Here is a 17,021-nt window from a genome sequence, read left to right on the forward strand (position 1 = left end):
TTTATTTCCCATGACTCAATCTATTCATCAATTATTGGAACAGCAGGTACAACGCACCCCTGAAGCGATGGCTCTGATTGGGGAAAACTGGCAAATTAGCTATGAAAGCTTAAATCAAAAAGCCAATCAACTGGCCTATTATTTACAAAAATATGGGCTAAAACCGGAAAGTCTCGTCGGTTTATCTGTGGAACGTTCCCCGGAAATGGTGATGGCCCTTTTGGCTATTCTAAAAGCCGGATGTGCCTATGTTCCCCTCGACCCCGACTATCCCCCGGAGCGCTTGGATTATATGATACAAGATGCTCAATTATCTCTCATAATCACCAACAGTTATTTAATCGGTAAATTCGGGGACAATCAGAGAGTTAAAATTCTGAAATTGGATGAAGATTGGGGGCTAATTGCCCTAGAAAAGCCAGAAAATCTCGATATTGAAGTTAACCCCGAAAACCTCGCTTATATTATCTATACATCAGGTTCCACCGGAAAACCCAAGGGCGTGATGATTGAACATCGCTCTGTGGTTAATTTTATTGAAGTGGTTAAGACTACCGCTAATCTCAGTCAAAGCGATCGAATTTTACAATTTGCCTCGATTAGTTTTGATGTTGCCGTCGAGGAAATTTATCCTTGCTTAACTGTTGGTGGCACGGTTGTTTTGCGAACTGAGGCGATGTTAAGCTCATTTTCTAGCTTTATCCAAAAGTGTCGAGAATGGCAACTGACAATCTTAGATTTACCCACAGCTTTTTGGCAGGCTTTAATTACCGAATTAGCGCGAACTAAGGAACCCTTCCCCGAATCGGTGCGATTATTATTTGTGGGTGGAGAAAGTTTATTACCCGAAAAACTCAAACTATGGCAGCAATATATAGAAGAAATGCTACAAACTGGGAAACTCCGCCGAGTACCCCAATTAATTAACGCTTATGGACCGACAGAAACCACTGTCGAAGCAACCTATTGTGATTTATCTAATTATAAATTAACAGAAAACTGTACCTCTGTCCCTATTGGTCGTCCCATCAATCAGACACAAATCTATATTCTTGATCAGAATTTACAGCCTGTCCCCCAAGGAACTCAAGGGGAATTATATATTGCTGGTGTTAGTTTAGCGAGAGGTTATCTCAATCAGCTAGAATTAACCCAAGAAAACTTTATCAATAACCCTTTCAATCCCTCCGAACGGCTTTATAAAACTGGAGATTTGGGTCGCTATTTAGCCGATGGTGACATTGAGTACTTAGGACGCATTGACAATCAAATTAAGATTAGAGGTTTTCGGGTAGAACTAGGAGAAATTGAGAACGTATTGATTCAACACTCGGCGATTGAGTCGGCGGCGGTTATCCTCAGCCAAGATCAATTAGGGGATAAACAGTTAATCGCTTATGTCGTTCCTCATCTAACTTCTGAGGATTCCTTAGAACAGGAAAAAACTCAACAAGAATATCTGGCTCTTTGGAAAACTGTTAATCAGCAAACTGACAGTCAAACCCCTATTCAAAGTGATCTTACTTTTAATATTATTGGTTGGGATAGTAGTTATGACGGACAGCCAATTCCCGAAAAAGAAATGCACGAATGGGTGGATAAAACCGTTGAAAGCATTCAAGAGTTACACCCAGAAAAAGTTTTAGAAGTTGGCTGCGGTACGGGATTATTATTAACTCGAGTTGCCCCCGATTGTTCCGAGTATGTAGGTCTTGATTTTTCTCGTCCTGCTTTAGATCATATTCGGAAAATTCAGCAAACAATAGGCGGTTTAGATCATGTAACTTTGTGGGAAAGAAGCGCCGATGACTTAGCGGGATTGGAGTCAGAAAGTTTTGATACTATTATCATGAACTCTGTGCTGCAATATTTCCCCAGTACCGCCTACCTACTGCAAGTTTTAGAAGGGTTGATTAAACGGGTTAAAAAAGGAGGTCATATTCTTGTTGGAGATATTCGTAATTTAGCCCTTTTGCCAACCTATTGTACTTCGGTAGAAGCTTATCGAGCTAATGATCATGTTCTTGCCTGCCAATTGCGAGAAAGAATTACCCGCAAACACCAAGCAGAAGAAGAGTTGTTATTACATCCCTTTTTCTTCCTAGCACTTCAACAACAATTTCCTGAAATTACTCATGTGCAAATAAAACCCAAAACTGGGGTTTATGATAATGAATTAACTCGCTTTCGTTACGAGGCGATTTTATCTATCAATAGTTCCGTTGAACCGTTGACAGAGATTGATTGGTTAGACTGGCAAAAAGAACAACTGAACTTAGACGAAGTTAAACGTATTTTAACTGAATATCAACCGAGAAATTTAGGTATTTCTCGTATTCCTAATGCTCGTTTGAGTAAGGAGGTTAAGGTTCAACAATGGTTAGAAGAAGCTGATCAAAGCGACTCACTTAAGCAACTAAACCAGTGGCTAGGTAAGCAGCCGAAGCATGGGGTAGAAATTGATCGGATAATGGCTCTTGTAGAGGACTTACCTTATCACCTAGAGATTAGCTGGATTAATACCGATGCCACAGGATATTATGATCTAGTTTTTAGCCATAAATCCGCACCATTCCAACCAGCAATTTTTCCCATTAGTTCTCCTATTGAAGATATATTTACCTATGCCAATAATCCAATCGAGATTAAATTTAAGCAGCAATTAATATTAGAACTCGGTCAATTTATTAAAAGCAAATTGCCAGAATATATGAGGCCAAATGCCATCAGTATTTTAGACAAATTGCCCCTTACGCCTAATGATAAAATAGACCGTCTAGCCTTGTCAAAACTGGCAAAACCGAGTTATATATTAACCAGTAATAAAGCTAATTTTGTAGCTCCTCGTAATCGAGAAGAAGAAATATTAGCGAACTTGTGGTCTGAAGTTCTGCAACTAGAGCCAATCGGTATTAATGATAACTTCTTTGAGTTAGGCGGAAATTCTCTCAAGGTCATTGTTTTATTGAATAGAATCCAAGAAAGGTTGAGTAAAAACTTGCAGATGCTTGACCTATTTCAGTCACCCACCATTGCTGAAATAGTAACTTGTCTGTCAGAAAAATCATCAACATTTAACAGAATTGAAGCAACAAATCTCCAACCTGCCGACGAAATTCGTTATTATCCGCCCTCTTTTGCTCAAGAGCGATTTTGGGATTATCGTCATTTAGGGAGCTTTTATTATCTACCTAACTACTTCCATCTGGAAGGAAAGCTTAATATAGCTATTTTGGAAAAAAGTTTTAATGAGATTATTCGTCGCCATGAAATTCTAAGAACAAAATTAGAAGAAATCAATGGTTCTTTAAGGCAGGTTGTCTATCCCAACACAAAGATAGCTCTTGAAATTATTGATCTGCGAAACCGCTCAGAAGTAGAGCAACAGCAAGAAATAGAAAGAATAACCGCAGAAAAAATCAAAAAACAAGTTTTTCTGGACAAAGATCCTTGGCTGTTTGTTAATCTACTACAATTGTCAGAAACGTCTCATATTTTGCTGATCGGTTTACACATGATGCTGGCCAATGAACAATCTTCGGAAATATTAATGCCAGAATTGAGCCTTCTCTACGATACTTTCCTCTCTGATAACCCTTCTCCTTTGCCCGAATTACCCCTACAGTATGGCGATTATGTGATTGCCGAACGTCAATCTCTTACAGAAGAAGGACTAAAAATAAGGCGCGACTATTGGCAACATTGGTTAAGTCGAGAACCCCAACCTTTAAATCTTCCCACTGACAGACCGCTACCAGAGGTGCAAAGCTTCCAGGCGGCCACCCTAGAAACAGAGATTTCTCCTGAACTGACTACTCAGTTAGAAATTTTGAGTCAGAAACAAAAAGTGACTTTTTTTACCACCATCGCCACTACCTTTGGACTTTTACTCCATCAGTACGCTCCTCAGGAAAGTCTCGTTATCGGCGTTCCAGCGATTGATAGCAATCAGCAGCAATTTGCATCTGTCATGGGAGATTTTGGTAAGCACTTGCTTTTAAGACTTGATTTTGGCGAAAATGACCACTTTTTCCACCTATTAAAACGGGTTCAACAGGAGATGCTTGCTGTTATCACTCACCAAGATGTCCCTTTTGAGCAAATCGCCAAAACCTTTGACCCGCCGATAGAGCGAAATAAACGCTTTTTTAGAGTGTATTTAGACTTTTTGCAAAAAGCTCCCACAGAGCATTTAGAATTATCGGGTTTGAATGTCACCCCCATACCGCTTAAATTATCAATGGCAAGAGTAGATTTAGGAGTATTGTTCTGGAAAAAAAATACCCCTTCCGGAACTGTTATTAAGCTATGGTGGAAGTATAAAAAAGATTTGTTTGAAGCGGATACCATCGCTAGGATAGCGTCAAATTTTGAAAATTTATTAGAGGTAATCGTCAATCAATGAAAACCGATCAATCCCACGTTTTCAATACAACTCGTTGGCATAATACCTGTTTAATGGCAGAATCGGGAAAAGGTATTTATGTTTATGATTCAGAGGGAAAAACCTATCTAGATGCCATCGGGGGGACTCATGTTATTTCCATCGGTCATGGTGTCACAGAAGTGGCCGATGCCATGGCAGAACAAGCTCGTCAACTGTGTTTTATTCATAAGGCTCAATTTACCAGTGAACCCCAAGAAAAGTTAGCTAATGTGGTGACAACAATGGCTCCCGAAGGTATGGATAGAGTCGGTTTTGTCACCAGTGGTTCAACAGCTAATGAAATGGCTTTTCAAATAGCTCTTTATTACCATAAACTACGAGGCAAAGCCAGCAAATACAAAATTATTTCTCGTTGGCATAGCTATCACGGACATACAATTGCCACTCTCGCCATGACTGGTAGTAGGTTTGTGCGAGAAAGTTTATCACCCTTTGACCTCTTAAATTTTCCCCATATTCAAGCACCTCACTGTTATCAATGTCCCTATAAACTTACCTATCCCAGTTGTGAATTAACTTGTGCTAATGAACTAGCAAGAATAATCGAACAAGAAGGAGCAGATACCATAGCAGCTTTCGTCGCTGAACCGATTATTGGCGGTGCCGGGAGTGCCATTGTTCCGCCTCCTGGCTATTATGAAAAAGTGCGAGAAATTTGTGATTTCTATGATATTCTTTGGATTTCTGAGGAAGTTATCACGGGTTTTGGTCGAACGGGTAAAAACTTTGGCGTTGACCATTGGGCGGCAATTCCCGATATAATTACAGCCACGAAAGCCTTAAGCAGCGGGTACGCTCCCATTGGTGCAGTTATTGTTCATCAACGGGTTCGGGAAGTATTTGACAATGCAACTAAAAATATACCCCTGTCATTGTTTACCTATGCCGGTCATCCTATTAGTTGCGCTGCGGCTTTAGCTGTGCAGAACTATATGGCTAAACATAATTTAATAGAACGATGTGCAGTGATGGGTAAATACCTCAAACATCAATTAGAAAAACTGGCTGAACGGGAGCCAATCATAGGCGATGTTCGGGGGGAAGGATTATTAATAGGAATTGAATTTGTTAAAAATCGAGACAATCATCAACCTTTTTCTCGTTCTCTAGGTATTACTGAAAAAATTATGCAACTAGGCTTAGAAAATGGATTAATACTCAGAGGGAGGTTTGGTACTGGTGTCGGAGTCGATGGAGACCATATCTTAATTTCGCCACCCTTTATTATCACAGAAAGTCAATGTGATGAATTGGTGGAAAAGTTAGAGTTAACTTTCAAGCAAGTAAAACAGTCTTTAAAATTGGTTGAGGTGTGTTAAAGATGATCGCTCAAAACAGTCTGCTACCAACAGCTAAATACTCTTGTACTCTGGCGGCGGTTACTATTTCCAAAGGTGCGGCTAATTCAGTAAGTCACCCTGACCAAAGAATTGAGCAAGAGGCTCTCGTTTTTGCTGTTTCTGGTTCAAACTGAGGGAATAATACAGTCAAGCCTAGAATTGTTGACAACTAAAGTAAAATCGTTAATAATTTAGCCAAGGATTTATTCTTAGCAAAAAATACCCTTTTTAGGGAATCCGTAAGCTCAATCAAAAAGGTCATTAAATTATGTTTAATCTTCCCAGAGAAACCCCAAATCAAATATCTCCTAGAGACACCGTTTTACTGATGATTAGGGGGTTTCAGATCAGTCAATGTATTTATGCTGCTGTAAAATTAGGGATTCTTGATTTGTTAGGAGATGGCTCAAAACACTATCAAGAATTAGCGACGGAAACTAACACTCATGCTGATTCTCTCTATCGTCTTTTACGAACTTTGGTCAGTTTAGGAGTTTTGCAAGAAAATCAACCGGATTATTTTCAAAATACTCCCTTAGCGGCTTATCTAAGGGATGATCAAGTGGGAACTTTACGCAACTGGCTAATTACCGAGATAGAAGAAAGTTATGCTTGTTGGGGCAATTTTACCCAAAGTTTAACGACTGGTGAAGGAGCTTTTAAAGCCATGTATGGTCTTGATATTGAGGAGTACCATCGAGAGAATCCTAGCCAAAATAAAGTTTATGATCAATCAATGAATGATATAACCACATTCCAAATAGCCAAAATATTAGAAGCTTATGATTTTTCCTCCGTAGAAGTATTGGCAGATATTGGTGGCGGTCAGGGAAAACTGATTGCTGCTATCTTAAAACGTTACCCTCAAATAAAAGGGATACTTTTTGAACAGCCATACTCCCTTGAAAAAGCCAAAAATTTATTGAAACAGGAAGGGGTAAGCGAACGCTGTGAGTTGATAAGTGGAGATTTTTTTGAATCGGTTCCCGTCCTAGCTGATGTTTATTTACTCAAGCAAGTTTTGCTCAGTTGGAATGATCAACAAGTGGTTGATATTCTCAAAAACTGTCGCCAGTATATGCCTTCCACATCTCGATTATTAATCGCAGAAAGAATTATCCGCAAGATTTATTGGAGAGATAATTTAGCTGATCTACAGTTATGGATGCTTCATTCAGGAAAAATTCGCTCAGAAAATGAATTAAAAGTCCTATTGACAAGGGCTGGATTTCAAATAGATAGAATTATTGACACTATGCCTGTGCAGAGTTTGATTGAAGCAAGTCCACTCCCTAAATTAAATTAGATATGTCCTAGCAAATAATGAGCAATCAAGAATGTATTCCAGATTTAAAAACAGAGGCTATTCTTAATCCTGATATCAGTTTTGACAGTCCTCTCAAGGACAATTTTGACGAGCCAAAATCAATTTTTTTAACTGGTGCTACTGGATTTTTAGGGGCTTATTTGCTCAGGGAACTGCTCGATCAAACCACCGCTAATATCTATTGTTTAATTCGTTGTCATACTTTAGAAACTGGTAAACAGCGACTAAAAGAAAACCTCCAATCTTACCAACTTTGGCAGCAACATTTTGAGGCTCGTATTATCCCGATGCTTGGCGATTTGTCTCAACCATTGCTAGGTCTTTCTGAGAAAGAGTTTTGTCAATTAGCCAGCGAGATTGATGTTATTTATCATAACGGATCACAAAACGACCCGATCCCCCCTTACTATCAAATGAAAGCGGTTAATGTTCTGGGAACTCAAGAAATTCTTAAGTTAGCCGGACTAAGAAAAACTAAACCTGTTCATTTTATCTCGACACTGGCCATTTTTTTTAGTCAGGCTCATAGACAAGATACACCCATTAGAGAGACAGAATTTCCTCGATTTTCTCCCAGTTTAAATACGGGCTATAAACAAAGCAAATGGGTTGCTGAAGAATTAATACACCTAGCTCAAAAAAGAGGTTTGCCCGTCTCTATTTATCGACCTACAAGAATTATGGGTGACAGCAAAACTGGAATTTATCGAAAATCCAATAATTTCTTTTTTAGGTTTATTCAAATATGTATTAAATCAGAAAAATTTCCCACTTTTGATGTGGATATAAATATTATTCCCATGGACTATGCCAGTAAAGCTATTGTTTATCTCTCAAGGCAAAAGCAACTTTTAGGAAAAACCTTTCATTTAGTTAATCCTGAATCAATTTCATGGCAGAGACTTTTTGAACTAATTAATGCCTGTGGTTATGCCACTGAAGCGGTATCCGATAAAAATTGGTTAGTAATGGTTGAAAATTACCTTTTTGAGCGGGGAGGAGAAAAAGCCGTTAGTTCTTGGTTCCCAATTATTTTAAAATCAGCTAAAATGATTAGTCAGACAAAGCCTCGCTTCGATGCTTGTCAAACCATGGAAGGATTAGCCAGTAGCTCCATCGTTTGTCATCCTCTCGATTTATCCCTGATCTCTACTTATTTACTTGCTTGGAAAAAATATGAGACAAAAATGTTAAACTAGCAGAGGCTCAACTGCTGCCCGACTACCAATAGCGTCAACCCTTTTTTTTGAAAATATGTCAACCCAAGTTGCTGAAAATAAAAATGCACTTGCTTCTTTTAACCAATTTTTGAAAGATGTCAAGGCGATCACTCAACCTTACTGGTATCCGACCGAACCAGGAACAAGAAGCTTTCCCGCAGTAATTCGTGGCTGGGGAATGCTATTTTTGCTACTTTTTCTAATCCTCGGTCTAGTAGTCGTAACGCTTTTTAATAGTTTTGCTATTCGTCGCTTGATTGACGCAATTGTACAACAGGGAGACTATGCCAGATTTAATCAGGAATTGATCGCCTATGTGATTGGGCTGATCCTGGTGACACTGCTAGTCGGTTACAGTAAAAATATTTCCAAAAAAATTGCTTTGGATTGGTATGAATGGCTAAATGGTCAGGTTTTAACTAAATACTTCCATAAGCGTGCCTATTATAAAATTAATTTCAAATCTGATATTGATAATCCCGATCAACGCATTGCTCAAGAAATTGAACCGATCACCAGTAATGCTCTTAGCTTTTTCTCATCTTTTCTAGAAAAAAGCCTGAAGATGCTTGTCTTTTTAGTGGTGATTTGGACGATTTCTGAGCGGATTGCTATTCCGTTACTTATTTATACAGTCATCGGTAATTTTATCGCCCTTTATTTAAATCAAGAATTAATCAAGATCAATGAAAAGCAATTAGCTTCAAAAGCTGATTATAATTATGCGTTAACTCACGTTCGGAATCATGCTGAATCCATCGCTTTTTTTCGGGGGGAGAAAGAAGAATTAAATATCATTCAGCGAAGATTTAAAAAGGTATTAGAAGATACTCTCGATAAAATTGATTGGGAAAGAGGGAACGAACTGTTTGCTAGGGGCTATCAAGCCGCTATTCAAGTATTTCCCTTCTTAATTCTTGGACCTTTGTATATTAGAGGTGAGATCGATTATGGACAGGTGGAACAAGCTTCCACAGCCTGTTATATATTCGCTACTTCTTTGGGCGACCTGATCACTGAATTTGGCATTTCGGGACGATTTTCTAGTTATGTTGAACGTTTAAATGAATTTGCGACTGCCCTAGAAACCGTCACTCAACAACCGGAGAATATCAACACGATCAAAACTATAGAAGAAAATCATTTTGCCTTTGAGAAAGTCACTTTACAAACTCCCGACTATGAGCAGGTAATTGTCGAAGATCTATCTCTTTCTGTTCAACCCGGTGAAGGATTACTGATTGTTGGCCCTAGTGGCCGCGGCAAAAGTTCCCTCCTACGAGCGATCGCGGGTTTATGGAATTCCGGTACCGGACGTTTAATACGGCCACCCCTTGAAGAAATTCTCTTTTTACCCCAACGTCCCTACATTATCTTAGGAACCTTACGCGAACAACTGCTCTATCCTCAGACCGAGCGTCAGATAACTAATAGCGAAATTCAAGCAGTATTGCAACAAGTCAATTTACAAAACGCCCTAAGTCGGGTGGATGAATTTGACTCTGAAAAACCCTGGGAAAACATTCTCTCCCTAGGAGAACAACAACGTCTAGCCTTTGCTCGGCTCTTAGTTAATCCCCCCAGTTTTATCATTTTAGATGAAGCAACCAGCGCCCTAGATTTAGTCAACGAAAGGATTCTATATGAGCAATTAAAAGCTCGTAAGACAACTTTTATTAGTGTCGGTCATCGAGAAAGTCTCTTTAATTATCATCAATGGGTTCTAGAACTCTCGGCTAACTCTAGTTGGGAACTCTCGACCGTTGAGGATTATCGCCTTAAGAAAGCGCAAGAAATGTTTACTAATACCCCTAAGAACAATTCTGTAAAACCTGATATTACCATTAATCATGGGTCAGAATCTCCAGAAACACATCAGTCTCTTGAGGGACTTTCTCATCAAGAGATGAAACTATTAACCGACTTATCGCTCTCTAGTGTTCGTAGTAAAGCTAGTCGCGGAAATTTGATCCTAGCCAAGGATGGTTTTACCTATCGTTATGACAAAAATCCTCAAATCTTAAAGTGGCTTAAAATCTCACCTTAAGCTCTCTGGCTGCAAAAGATTGATATAATCAGGCCAATAGCCGGACCGCGAATCGATCCCAGAACCTGGACAAACCCGCCAGCTGTCTGAGGATGCCAGCAATTTAATTGCCAGTTTCTACCAACAAGAATTGAGTAAGAATATAGGATGAGAGGCTATTGAAACTAAATTTTACGAAAACTTCTCACTTATATCGCTAGATGATTAAAATGTGGTAAGCTAGGCGGTAGGGTTCAGAAAGACCGCAACGGATAGGTCAGTCTCTTATTGGTCAGAGTCCCTGAACCCCTGATTACCTCTTTCTCCCCTGGGCAATTACAAAACCAATGGCTGAACAACGCTCTGTACTAAAATTTAATGGCATTGATGATCAGATGGAGCTATCCCGGGGATTTCTCGACATCGATCAAAGTATTACCATTACATTTTGGGCAAAAGGGGAAAATAATTTAGCTACAGAAACGACTCTTTTAGAAGCTGTTAATCAGGAAAATAACCGCGTCCTACATATTACTCTGCCCTGGGGTGATGCCGTGAAACCTGCGATTTTTTGGGATGCGGGTAATGAAGAAGGTTTCGATCGAATTGAAAAAAAAGTCAAGCTTAAGGATTATAATAACTGGACTCATTGGGCCTTTGTCAAAAATGCCGCCACAGGCCGAATGTTGATCTATCGCAATGGGATCATTTGGCATCGTGGCAACGGTCATAACCGGTCCTTAACCGGGATTGAAAAAATTATCTTGGGGGCCTCTGTTAATCCCGCTCATTATTGGCAAGGTTGTCTCGCTGAATTTTCTCTTTGGAATCAAGCACTTAGCCAAGAAGAAATCCAAAAAACGATGTATCAATCTCCCGGGGTTGATGACGTTGGCTTAGTCACTTATTTATCACTCAATGGCAGTGCTGAGGATCAAACAAGTTATGGTAATCATGGTGTTCTTTATGGGACAACCTGGCAACTAGATAGTCTTCCCTCTAAATCAACCTCGATCCCTAAATCAAAAACTCAGACTAGCAGTAAAGCTAGAAGGAATGCGAAAAGGATAACAATGGTCAACGAAATTTTTGACTCCCTTGAAGAAGAAGAAGCGATTGAACAGAATGCTCCAGCCGAACATCAAGAACCTTCCCCGGAAGAGAATCCAGAATCAACGATAATCACCGAAGAAGCTGCTCTTGCCAACAACGAGAGCAATGAAATTGAGGAGATTGCTGAAACGGCAATTTCTGAACCCGCTATAGTCACTAACTCAAGCCAGAAAAAACGGTTAATTGTTTGTTGTGATGGTTCTTGGGAAGACTCGGTCAGTGCTGATCCCACCAATGTGGTTAAATTCGCCACATCTATTAAGCATATTGCCGAGGATCAAACCCCCCAAATCATCTTTTTATCAGGTTATGGCGGCCCCGAAGACAACGAATTTATTAAAAATTTAGGGAATGAAACTTTTGGCTGCGGCCTCGATCGGATGATTCAAGATGCCTATCGTTTTCTTGTCCTTAACTATAATCCCACAAGCGAGGATGAAATTTATTTGTTAGGTTTTAGTCGAGGAGCATATATCGTTCGTTGTTTGGCCAGTTTTATCGATAAATGTGGAATCCTAAAACGCTCTAAGCTTCAAGCAATTCCCCAGGCTTATCAACTCTATCGGGACCACACCGTTAGTGCTGATAGTGCTAAAGCTCGACAATTCCGTGCCGCTAATGCTAAAAAAATTGAGACAGAAAAGGAAGATCTTCAAGAGCGTATTCCAGTTAAGATGTTAGGTTGTTGGGATACCGTGGGGGATTTTGGTATTCCCGATTTAACTCCTTGGTTTCCCCTGGCTAAGTTTTATCATAAAAAATATGAATTTAGTAACACAAAATTAAGTCCGATTATCCAGAATGCTTTTCAGGCTGTTGCCATTGATGAAAAACGTAAAAACTTCCCTTCGACTCCGATCAAAGCCAACCCCGAAAATCCCGAACAAGTTGTCAAAGAAGTTTTGTTTGTCGGTGAACATACCTGTCTAGGCGGTGGCAAAAAAGAATATCAAGGACTTGCCGATTACCCGTTACAATGGATGATTAATCAAGCCAAAAAATTGGGATTAGAGTTTAACTCAACCCTCCCTGAATCTGAGGAATTCCAAATTAAACTAGACCCCACCATCAAGTTCGATAATGCGGTTAAGGGATTGGCGGCATTGGGAGGGGAAGAATGGCGAACTTTCAATGGCAAAGTTGTCACCGTTCATCACAGTGTGGTAAAACGATTAAAGGCTTTTTCCGATTATCGTCCCAAAAGTCTTGAACCTTTTCTTCAAGCTTTACTTGACAGCGAGCAACAGACAGATTAACCTTGCTTTACAATTAAACTAATCCTTCGCTAAAAATTTGAGGTGATTTTTATGGAACTTGATAACATTATTAAAAAAGTTGCTGGTGCTTATTTAGCTTCGGCTATTATTGCTGTCATCGTGCTAATTCTCACCCTCGGACAACCCTTTGTCGTTTTTCTGGGTATCGGAGCGATGGGGTTGGTGACTGTCTTAGGAGATGCGATCGCCGAGTACGGAATTGAAGCGGTTCTCAATGCTTTTTACGCCGAGCGAAGTAAAAAAGAATCTCTGGAAACACTTTTGGCTGAAATTGATAGTTTACCTCTGACTGATGACTTGAAATTAAAAACCAAAAAACACTTAACCGAGTATCAAGAACAGACAGTAAAGCAGCCAGAAACGGTAACTGATCCAACTCCTGAAAGTCCTCAAACAGTTGTTATTGAAAATGAACCAGTTATTGAAAAGGAACCAGTTGTTGAAAATGAAACAGTTGTTGAAAATGGAACAGTTGTCGTTGAAAATGTTTAATTAGGGATTGCTCCCTCTTGCAATAGCTGGGGGAAGCGAATAATTATTGCTAAGTATTGAGAAATTTTTTGGTCTAAGATAGCTATGCTAAATAGGAACTCTCAAAATCTGATGACCTATAAAAAGATTGCCATTTATGAGCAAAGCTATCAACTTCCTGTTTTTAAGAATAGATGCTTAAAAAATTTTCAGAAAATCATCAAGGAACGTCGGAAATTAATTCAGGAAGGAGTTCGCTACCATTACTATTTTGGTAAGATTATCAAACGAAAAGAAAAAATTACTCAACAGGAAATCTTGCTCGAGACTCAGTTATTAATTAAAGACTATAATTCATTAATTAATGGACTAGAACTCTATCAAGAAGGATATTATCGTTTTTTACTGCAACTCAGTGACAATCTAAAAATTTTATTTTCCCAAAAATATCAAGAATTAAAAATCTTAGACTACGAGAGAATAAAACTGGAAATTAAAAATAATAACAATCAAAATATTCTCGAGCAACTCAAGCTGGAAAAACAGGAAAATTTTCGGGCAATTTTGCTACTGGGAAAAACATCTTTTTTGATGTTGAAAAAAACTAAATTGCTAGGGGAAGGAGTTCAGAAATTAGCCGAGGATACTCAAAATCAGAAAAAAATTGTGCAAACAATTATCCAAGAACTCAAAATTTATGAGGAATTAAATCATTATCAACTCAGAGCTCAACGGGTTCGCCAAGAAATTGCTGATCTTGCCCAAAATGCGGTTAATTTTGAAAACTACTTACAGGACTATTTTGCTCCTTTTCAATTATTAATAGAAGAAGTTATTAAGGTGGATGAAGAATTTTATGCAACAGTGGGAGAAATTAAGTATTTAGTAGATAATATTTTTATACCTCAGCCTGATCTGTTAGAAACGTCAGATTCCGCCATGAATTCTGAGTTTTTGCTCAATTTCCTGGCGACTGGTTACGAGAAAGAAGCAAGGTTAAAAGATGCTTTGTCCTCTGGCCAAGTTAATGATTACTTATTCAATGAAAGTGAATGGTCAGCACAATTTATTTCCCTAGAAAAAACCATCAATAAATTATCTCATCATTTAGCAGAACAAGAGGCTTGTCAAAAAGACACTAGGCCAAAAACTCCCCCGGCAATAGTTGTTTCTCAATTCACTCAAAACAGTCTTGACAAATCTTCTAGTTCTAAAAATCCCCAGACTTCCCCAAATATCTTAACTCAAGAATCGGCGGATATTGATTATAATCAATTACAAGATTTGCTAAGAAAGCAACAGTGGCAAGCCGCTGATCGCCAAACGACCAAACTACTATTGAAAATTTTGGGTAAGATCTACTGGAATGAGGTTTATCCTCAAGATATTGCTCAATTACCTTGTTCGGAACTGAAAAAAATTGATCAACTTTGGCTCCATTATAGTAACGGTCATTTCGGTTTTAGTATTCAGCAAGCTATTTTCTCTAGTCTCGGTGGTTTAGTGGATTATGAAACTCAAAAGAAACTTGGTGAGCGCCTAGGTTGGCGGCAGCAGGGTCAATGGCTCAATTATGAGCAACTAAACTTTCAATTAGAGCCGAATTCTCCCCTCGGTCATTTACCCGTTCATTGGCTGATTTTTGAAGAAAATCTTTGTTCCCCATCTGGGGAGGTTTCTGACCATCAAAACTCCTTGGCTTTCTGGAGGGTTGGCAATTGGTTATTGTGGCAACTTCACCTCGTTTTAAACAAAATTCAAGCCTGTGGAATTATTCCTCTGTCTGACTTTTAATGCCAAATCCTGTTTTGAAAAGCTGATAACAATCAATCATAAGTCATTGTTCTTCCCTTTCTTCCATCGTTTCAAAATGCTCATTAACCAGGGATTCATCTACTAGAGACCACAACCTCTCGGCTGGCTGTAATTCTGGCGAATCAGCACAGTAGAAAATCGAGCATGATTCCATCGGCAACTTACAGTTTTTAACTTCTCTCTGAGCATTGGGAAATTTATGTCTTAATATTAAAATTTTACTGGTAAATTCTGCTTAAATTTTTCTGGTTTAACTGGGGTTAGCTTTTTATGTTTTGGCCTCGGTTTTTGACAAGAATAACCGCACTTTTTTTAAGTAATCCCATCCCCTTTGATTCCAAACTTTTTCTCGTCCCGTTTCCTTTTCTATCCATCTAGCCACCTTCGGACCTGTCCAGATTCCTCCATCGGCAGGACGTTTTTTCAGTTCTTCTTTTAATTTTTGCAACTGTTCTTCCTTCAATAAAGGTTCTTTTCCTCTCCGATGTTCCACACTTTTTTTCTTGAGATTTGTAACTCCTTCTTCTCCTAATTCATTATATCTTTTGAGAATTCTAAAACTATATTGATAATCTAATCCCACAGCTACTGCCGCATTTTTGATTGTCCATCCTAAGGATATTTTCCACAATAAGTGCCATCTTCTTGTTTCCACTGAGTCTTGACTACTTCTGTATCTATCTTTCAGTTCCTCTGAACTTAGATGTTCAGCTAAGTAAGCTTTCTTCGGCATTTTATCTCCTGGTTTTTATTTACCCTATTATAACAGGATTTAGCATCAGACGGTAAACGTGCCAAAGGAAGCGTCAAAAGCGCAAAATCTGCGAGATTAGTCTTGGAAACCCTAATCTCAGCCAAGCGGATTGGCCTAGTTCCCATTGCTCTCATCGTCAAGTCTAGCTCTAGCACAGAGGCTTCCCTGCCTAGACAGCAGTAAGGATTGTGTTGTAATTCACTCGATCCCGAACGTCACCGAAACCACCGCAGTAATATCTTTGTCGATCGAGGAAGTGTCGTAAATTCCCGAATCGCTCACGTCAGTGGAATTGCGCGAGGTGATCTGAAAAACTCCCGTTTTCGCATCGCGCACCCTTCCCACCCGACTGCCGGTACTACCGGCGATCGCTTCGGCTCTCGCTCTTGCGTCCTTGGTCGCTGCCGCCACCATTTCCACCCGCAGCTTATCCAGTTGGGTGTAAAGGTATTGGGGGGGTTCGGAGACGAGGTTAATTCCCTCCTCGATCAATTCCGTTACCTGCCTAGAAAGTTCCGTATAACGGGTCACATCGCCTGCTCGAATCTCGAAGCGTTGGGTGAGGCGATAGGCGAGAATTTGCCCGGTCTCCTGGCCGTTAGTCGTTACTTCGGGAATCGGCATCGTCTCGATCGCATTGGTGGTGATTGCGTCGTCGGGAACTTGTTTTTCTTTGAGATAAGCTCGTATCCGCTCGGTTTGCATGGTCAGATCGCGGTAGGCGTCGCGGGCAGTCGGTTGTTGACTGGAAACCGACAAACGCCAAAGAAGATAATCGGATGTGATCGCCCTTTTTGCCGAACCGGTCACGACAAAAACATCGCTGGCCCGTTTCACTGCTAAGAGGGAGCGCGCCGCTATCCACGAACTCAAGACGAGAGCGATCGATAGCACCGATAAACCCGCGAATACCTGCGGGAAACGTCGGAATATAGAACTGTCTTTCATCATCACCCCTCCTGGAAATTCAACGTTTCTATCCTATGCTAGTAGCGAGCGCGTTGAAATTATTATTTACAAAAATCAATTTTTCTCGCATCAGGTTGATGCGCTTTGACAGCGGAGATGATTCAGTCCCTCGTCTCAAATAAATGGTCTATTTACAGATTTTATGCAATTTAATCCTTGTTTTTACCGTTTTTGAACCCTCAAAAATTAATTATGCAAGAGGTTTAATAACCGTCCCAATTTGTGACTGATTCAGAGCATCATTTTGCACCACAACACAAGG

11 protein-coding genes are annotated in these 17,021 nt (G+C 39.7%); 8 read left to right on the forward strand and 3 right to left on the reverse strand.

The window, feature by feature from the left end:
* Positions 1 to 10: 10 nt before the first annotated feature.
* From MICAI_RS07095 to MICAI_RS07135, 8 genes are all read left to right on the forward strand, one after another.
* Complete coding sequence (locus MICAI_RS07095) at positions 11 to 4,405, forward strand: non-ribosomal peptide synthetase (protein ID WP_232306156.1); 4,395 nt, start codon at positions 11 to 13, stop codon at positions 4,403 to 4,405.
* Entirely contained in the window at positions 4,402 to 5,766 is a 1,365-nt protein-coding gene (locus tag MICAI_RS07100) for an aminotransferase family protein (RefSeq protein WP_008199674.1), read from the forward strand. Before MICAI_RS07095 ends, MICAI_RS07100 begins: the two co-directional genes overlap by 4 nt.
* A gap of 289 nt (positions 5,767 to 6,055) precedes the next feature.
* Positions 6,056 to 7,093: a methyltransferase gene (locus MICAI_RS07110; RefSeq protein ID WP_008199677.1), complete on the forward strand. Its 1,038-nt coding sequence runs from the start codon at positions 6,056 to 6,058 to the stop codon at positions 7,091 to 7,093.
* 17 nt (positions 7,094 to 7,110) lie between these two features.
* On the forward strand, positions 7,111 to 8,313 hold the full coding sequence (locus tag MICAI_RS07115; protein WP_008199679.1) for a thioester reductase domain-containing protein: 1,203 nt from the start codon (positions 7,111 to 7,113) through the stop codon (positions 8,311 to 8,313).
* A gap of 55 nt (positions 8,314 to 8,368) precedes the next feature.
* Complete coding sequence (locus tag MICAI_RS07120; RefSeq protein ID WP_008199681.1) at positions 8,369 to 10,381, forward strand: ABC transporter ATP-binding protein/permease; 2,013 nt, start codon at positions 8,369 to 8,371, stop codon at positions 10,379 to 10,381.
* Between the two features lie 326 nt (positions 10,382 to 10,707).
* Positions 10,708 to 12,729 (forward strand): phospholipase effector Tle1 domain-containing protein, encoded by a 2,022-nt coding sequence (locus MICAI_RS07125; RefSeq protein ID WP_008199684.1) that lies wholly within the window; start codon positions 10,708 to 10,710, stop codon positions 12,727 to 12,729.
* A 51-nt stretch (positions 12,730 to 12,780) separates the two neighbouring features.
* Positions 12,781 to 13,242, forward strand: coding sequence for a hypothetical protein (locus tag MICAI_RS07130; protein ID WP_008199687.1), 462 nt, complete (start codon positions 12,781 to 12,783; stop codon positions 13,240 to 13,242).
* A gap of 111 nt (positions 13,243 to 13,353) precedes the next feature.
* Positions 13,354 to 15,015, forward strand: coding sequence for a GUN4 domain-containing protein (locus tag MICAI_RS07135; RefSeq protein WP_051011165.1), 1,662 nt, complete (start codon positions 13,354 to 13,356; stop codon positions 15,013 to 15,015).
* 43 nt (positions 15,016 to 15,058) lie between these two features.
* On the opposite strand, the gene MICAI_RS27545 is transcribed toward MICAI_RS07135, so the two are convergent.
* The 3 genes from MICAI_RS27545 to MICAI_RS07145 form a co-directional block, all read right to left on the reverse strand.
* Positions 15,059 to 15,190, reverse strand: coding sequence for a hypothetical protein (locus tag MICAI_RS27545; RefSeq protein WP_255348749.1), 132 nt, complete (start codon positions 15,188 to 15,190; stop codon positions 15,059 to 15,061).
* 114 nt (positions 15,191 to 15,304) lie between these two features.
* Complete coding sequence (locus MICAI_RS07140) at positions 15,305 to 15,769, reverse strand: helix-turn-helix domain-containing protein (protein ID WP_008199691.1); 465 nt, start codon at positions 15,767 to 15,769, stop codon at positions 15,305 to 15,307.
* 219 nt (positions 15,770 to 15,988) lie between these two features.
* Positions 15,989 to 16,738 (reverse strand): SIMPL domain-containing protein, encoded by a 750-nt coding sequence (locus MICAI_RS07145; RefSeq protein ID WP_039899763.1) that lies wholly within the window; start codon positions 16,736 to 16,738, stop codon positions 15,989 to 15,991.
* Positions 16,739 to 17,021: the final 283 nt, after the last annotated feature.

The sequence above is a fragment of the Microcystis sp. T1-4 genome, from assembly GCF_000297435.1.
Lineage (GTDB): Bacteria > Cyanobacteriota > Cyanobacteriia > Cyanobacteriales > Microcystaceae > Microcystis.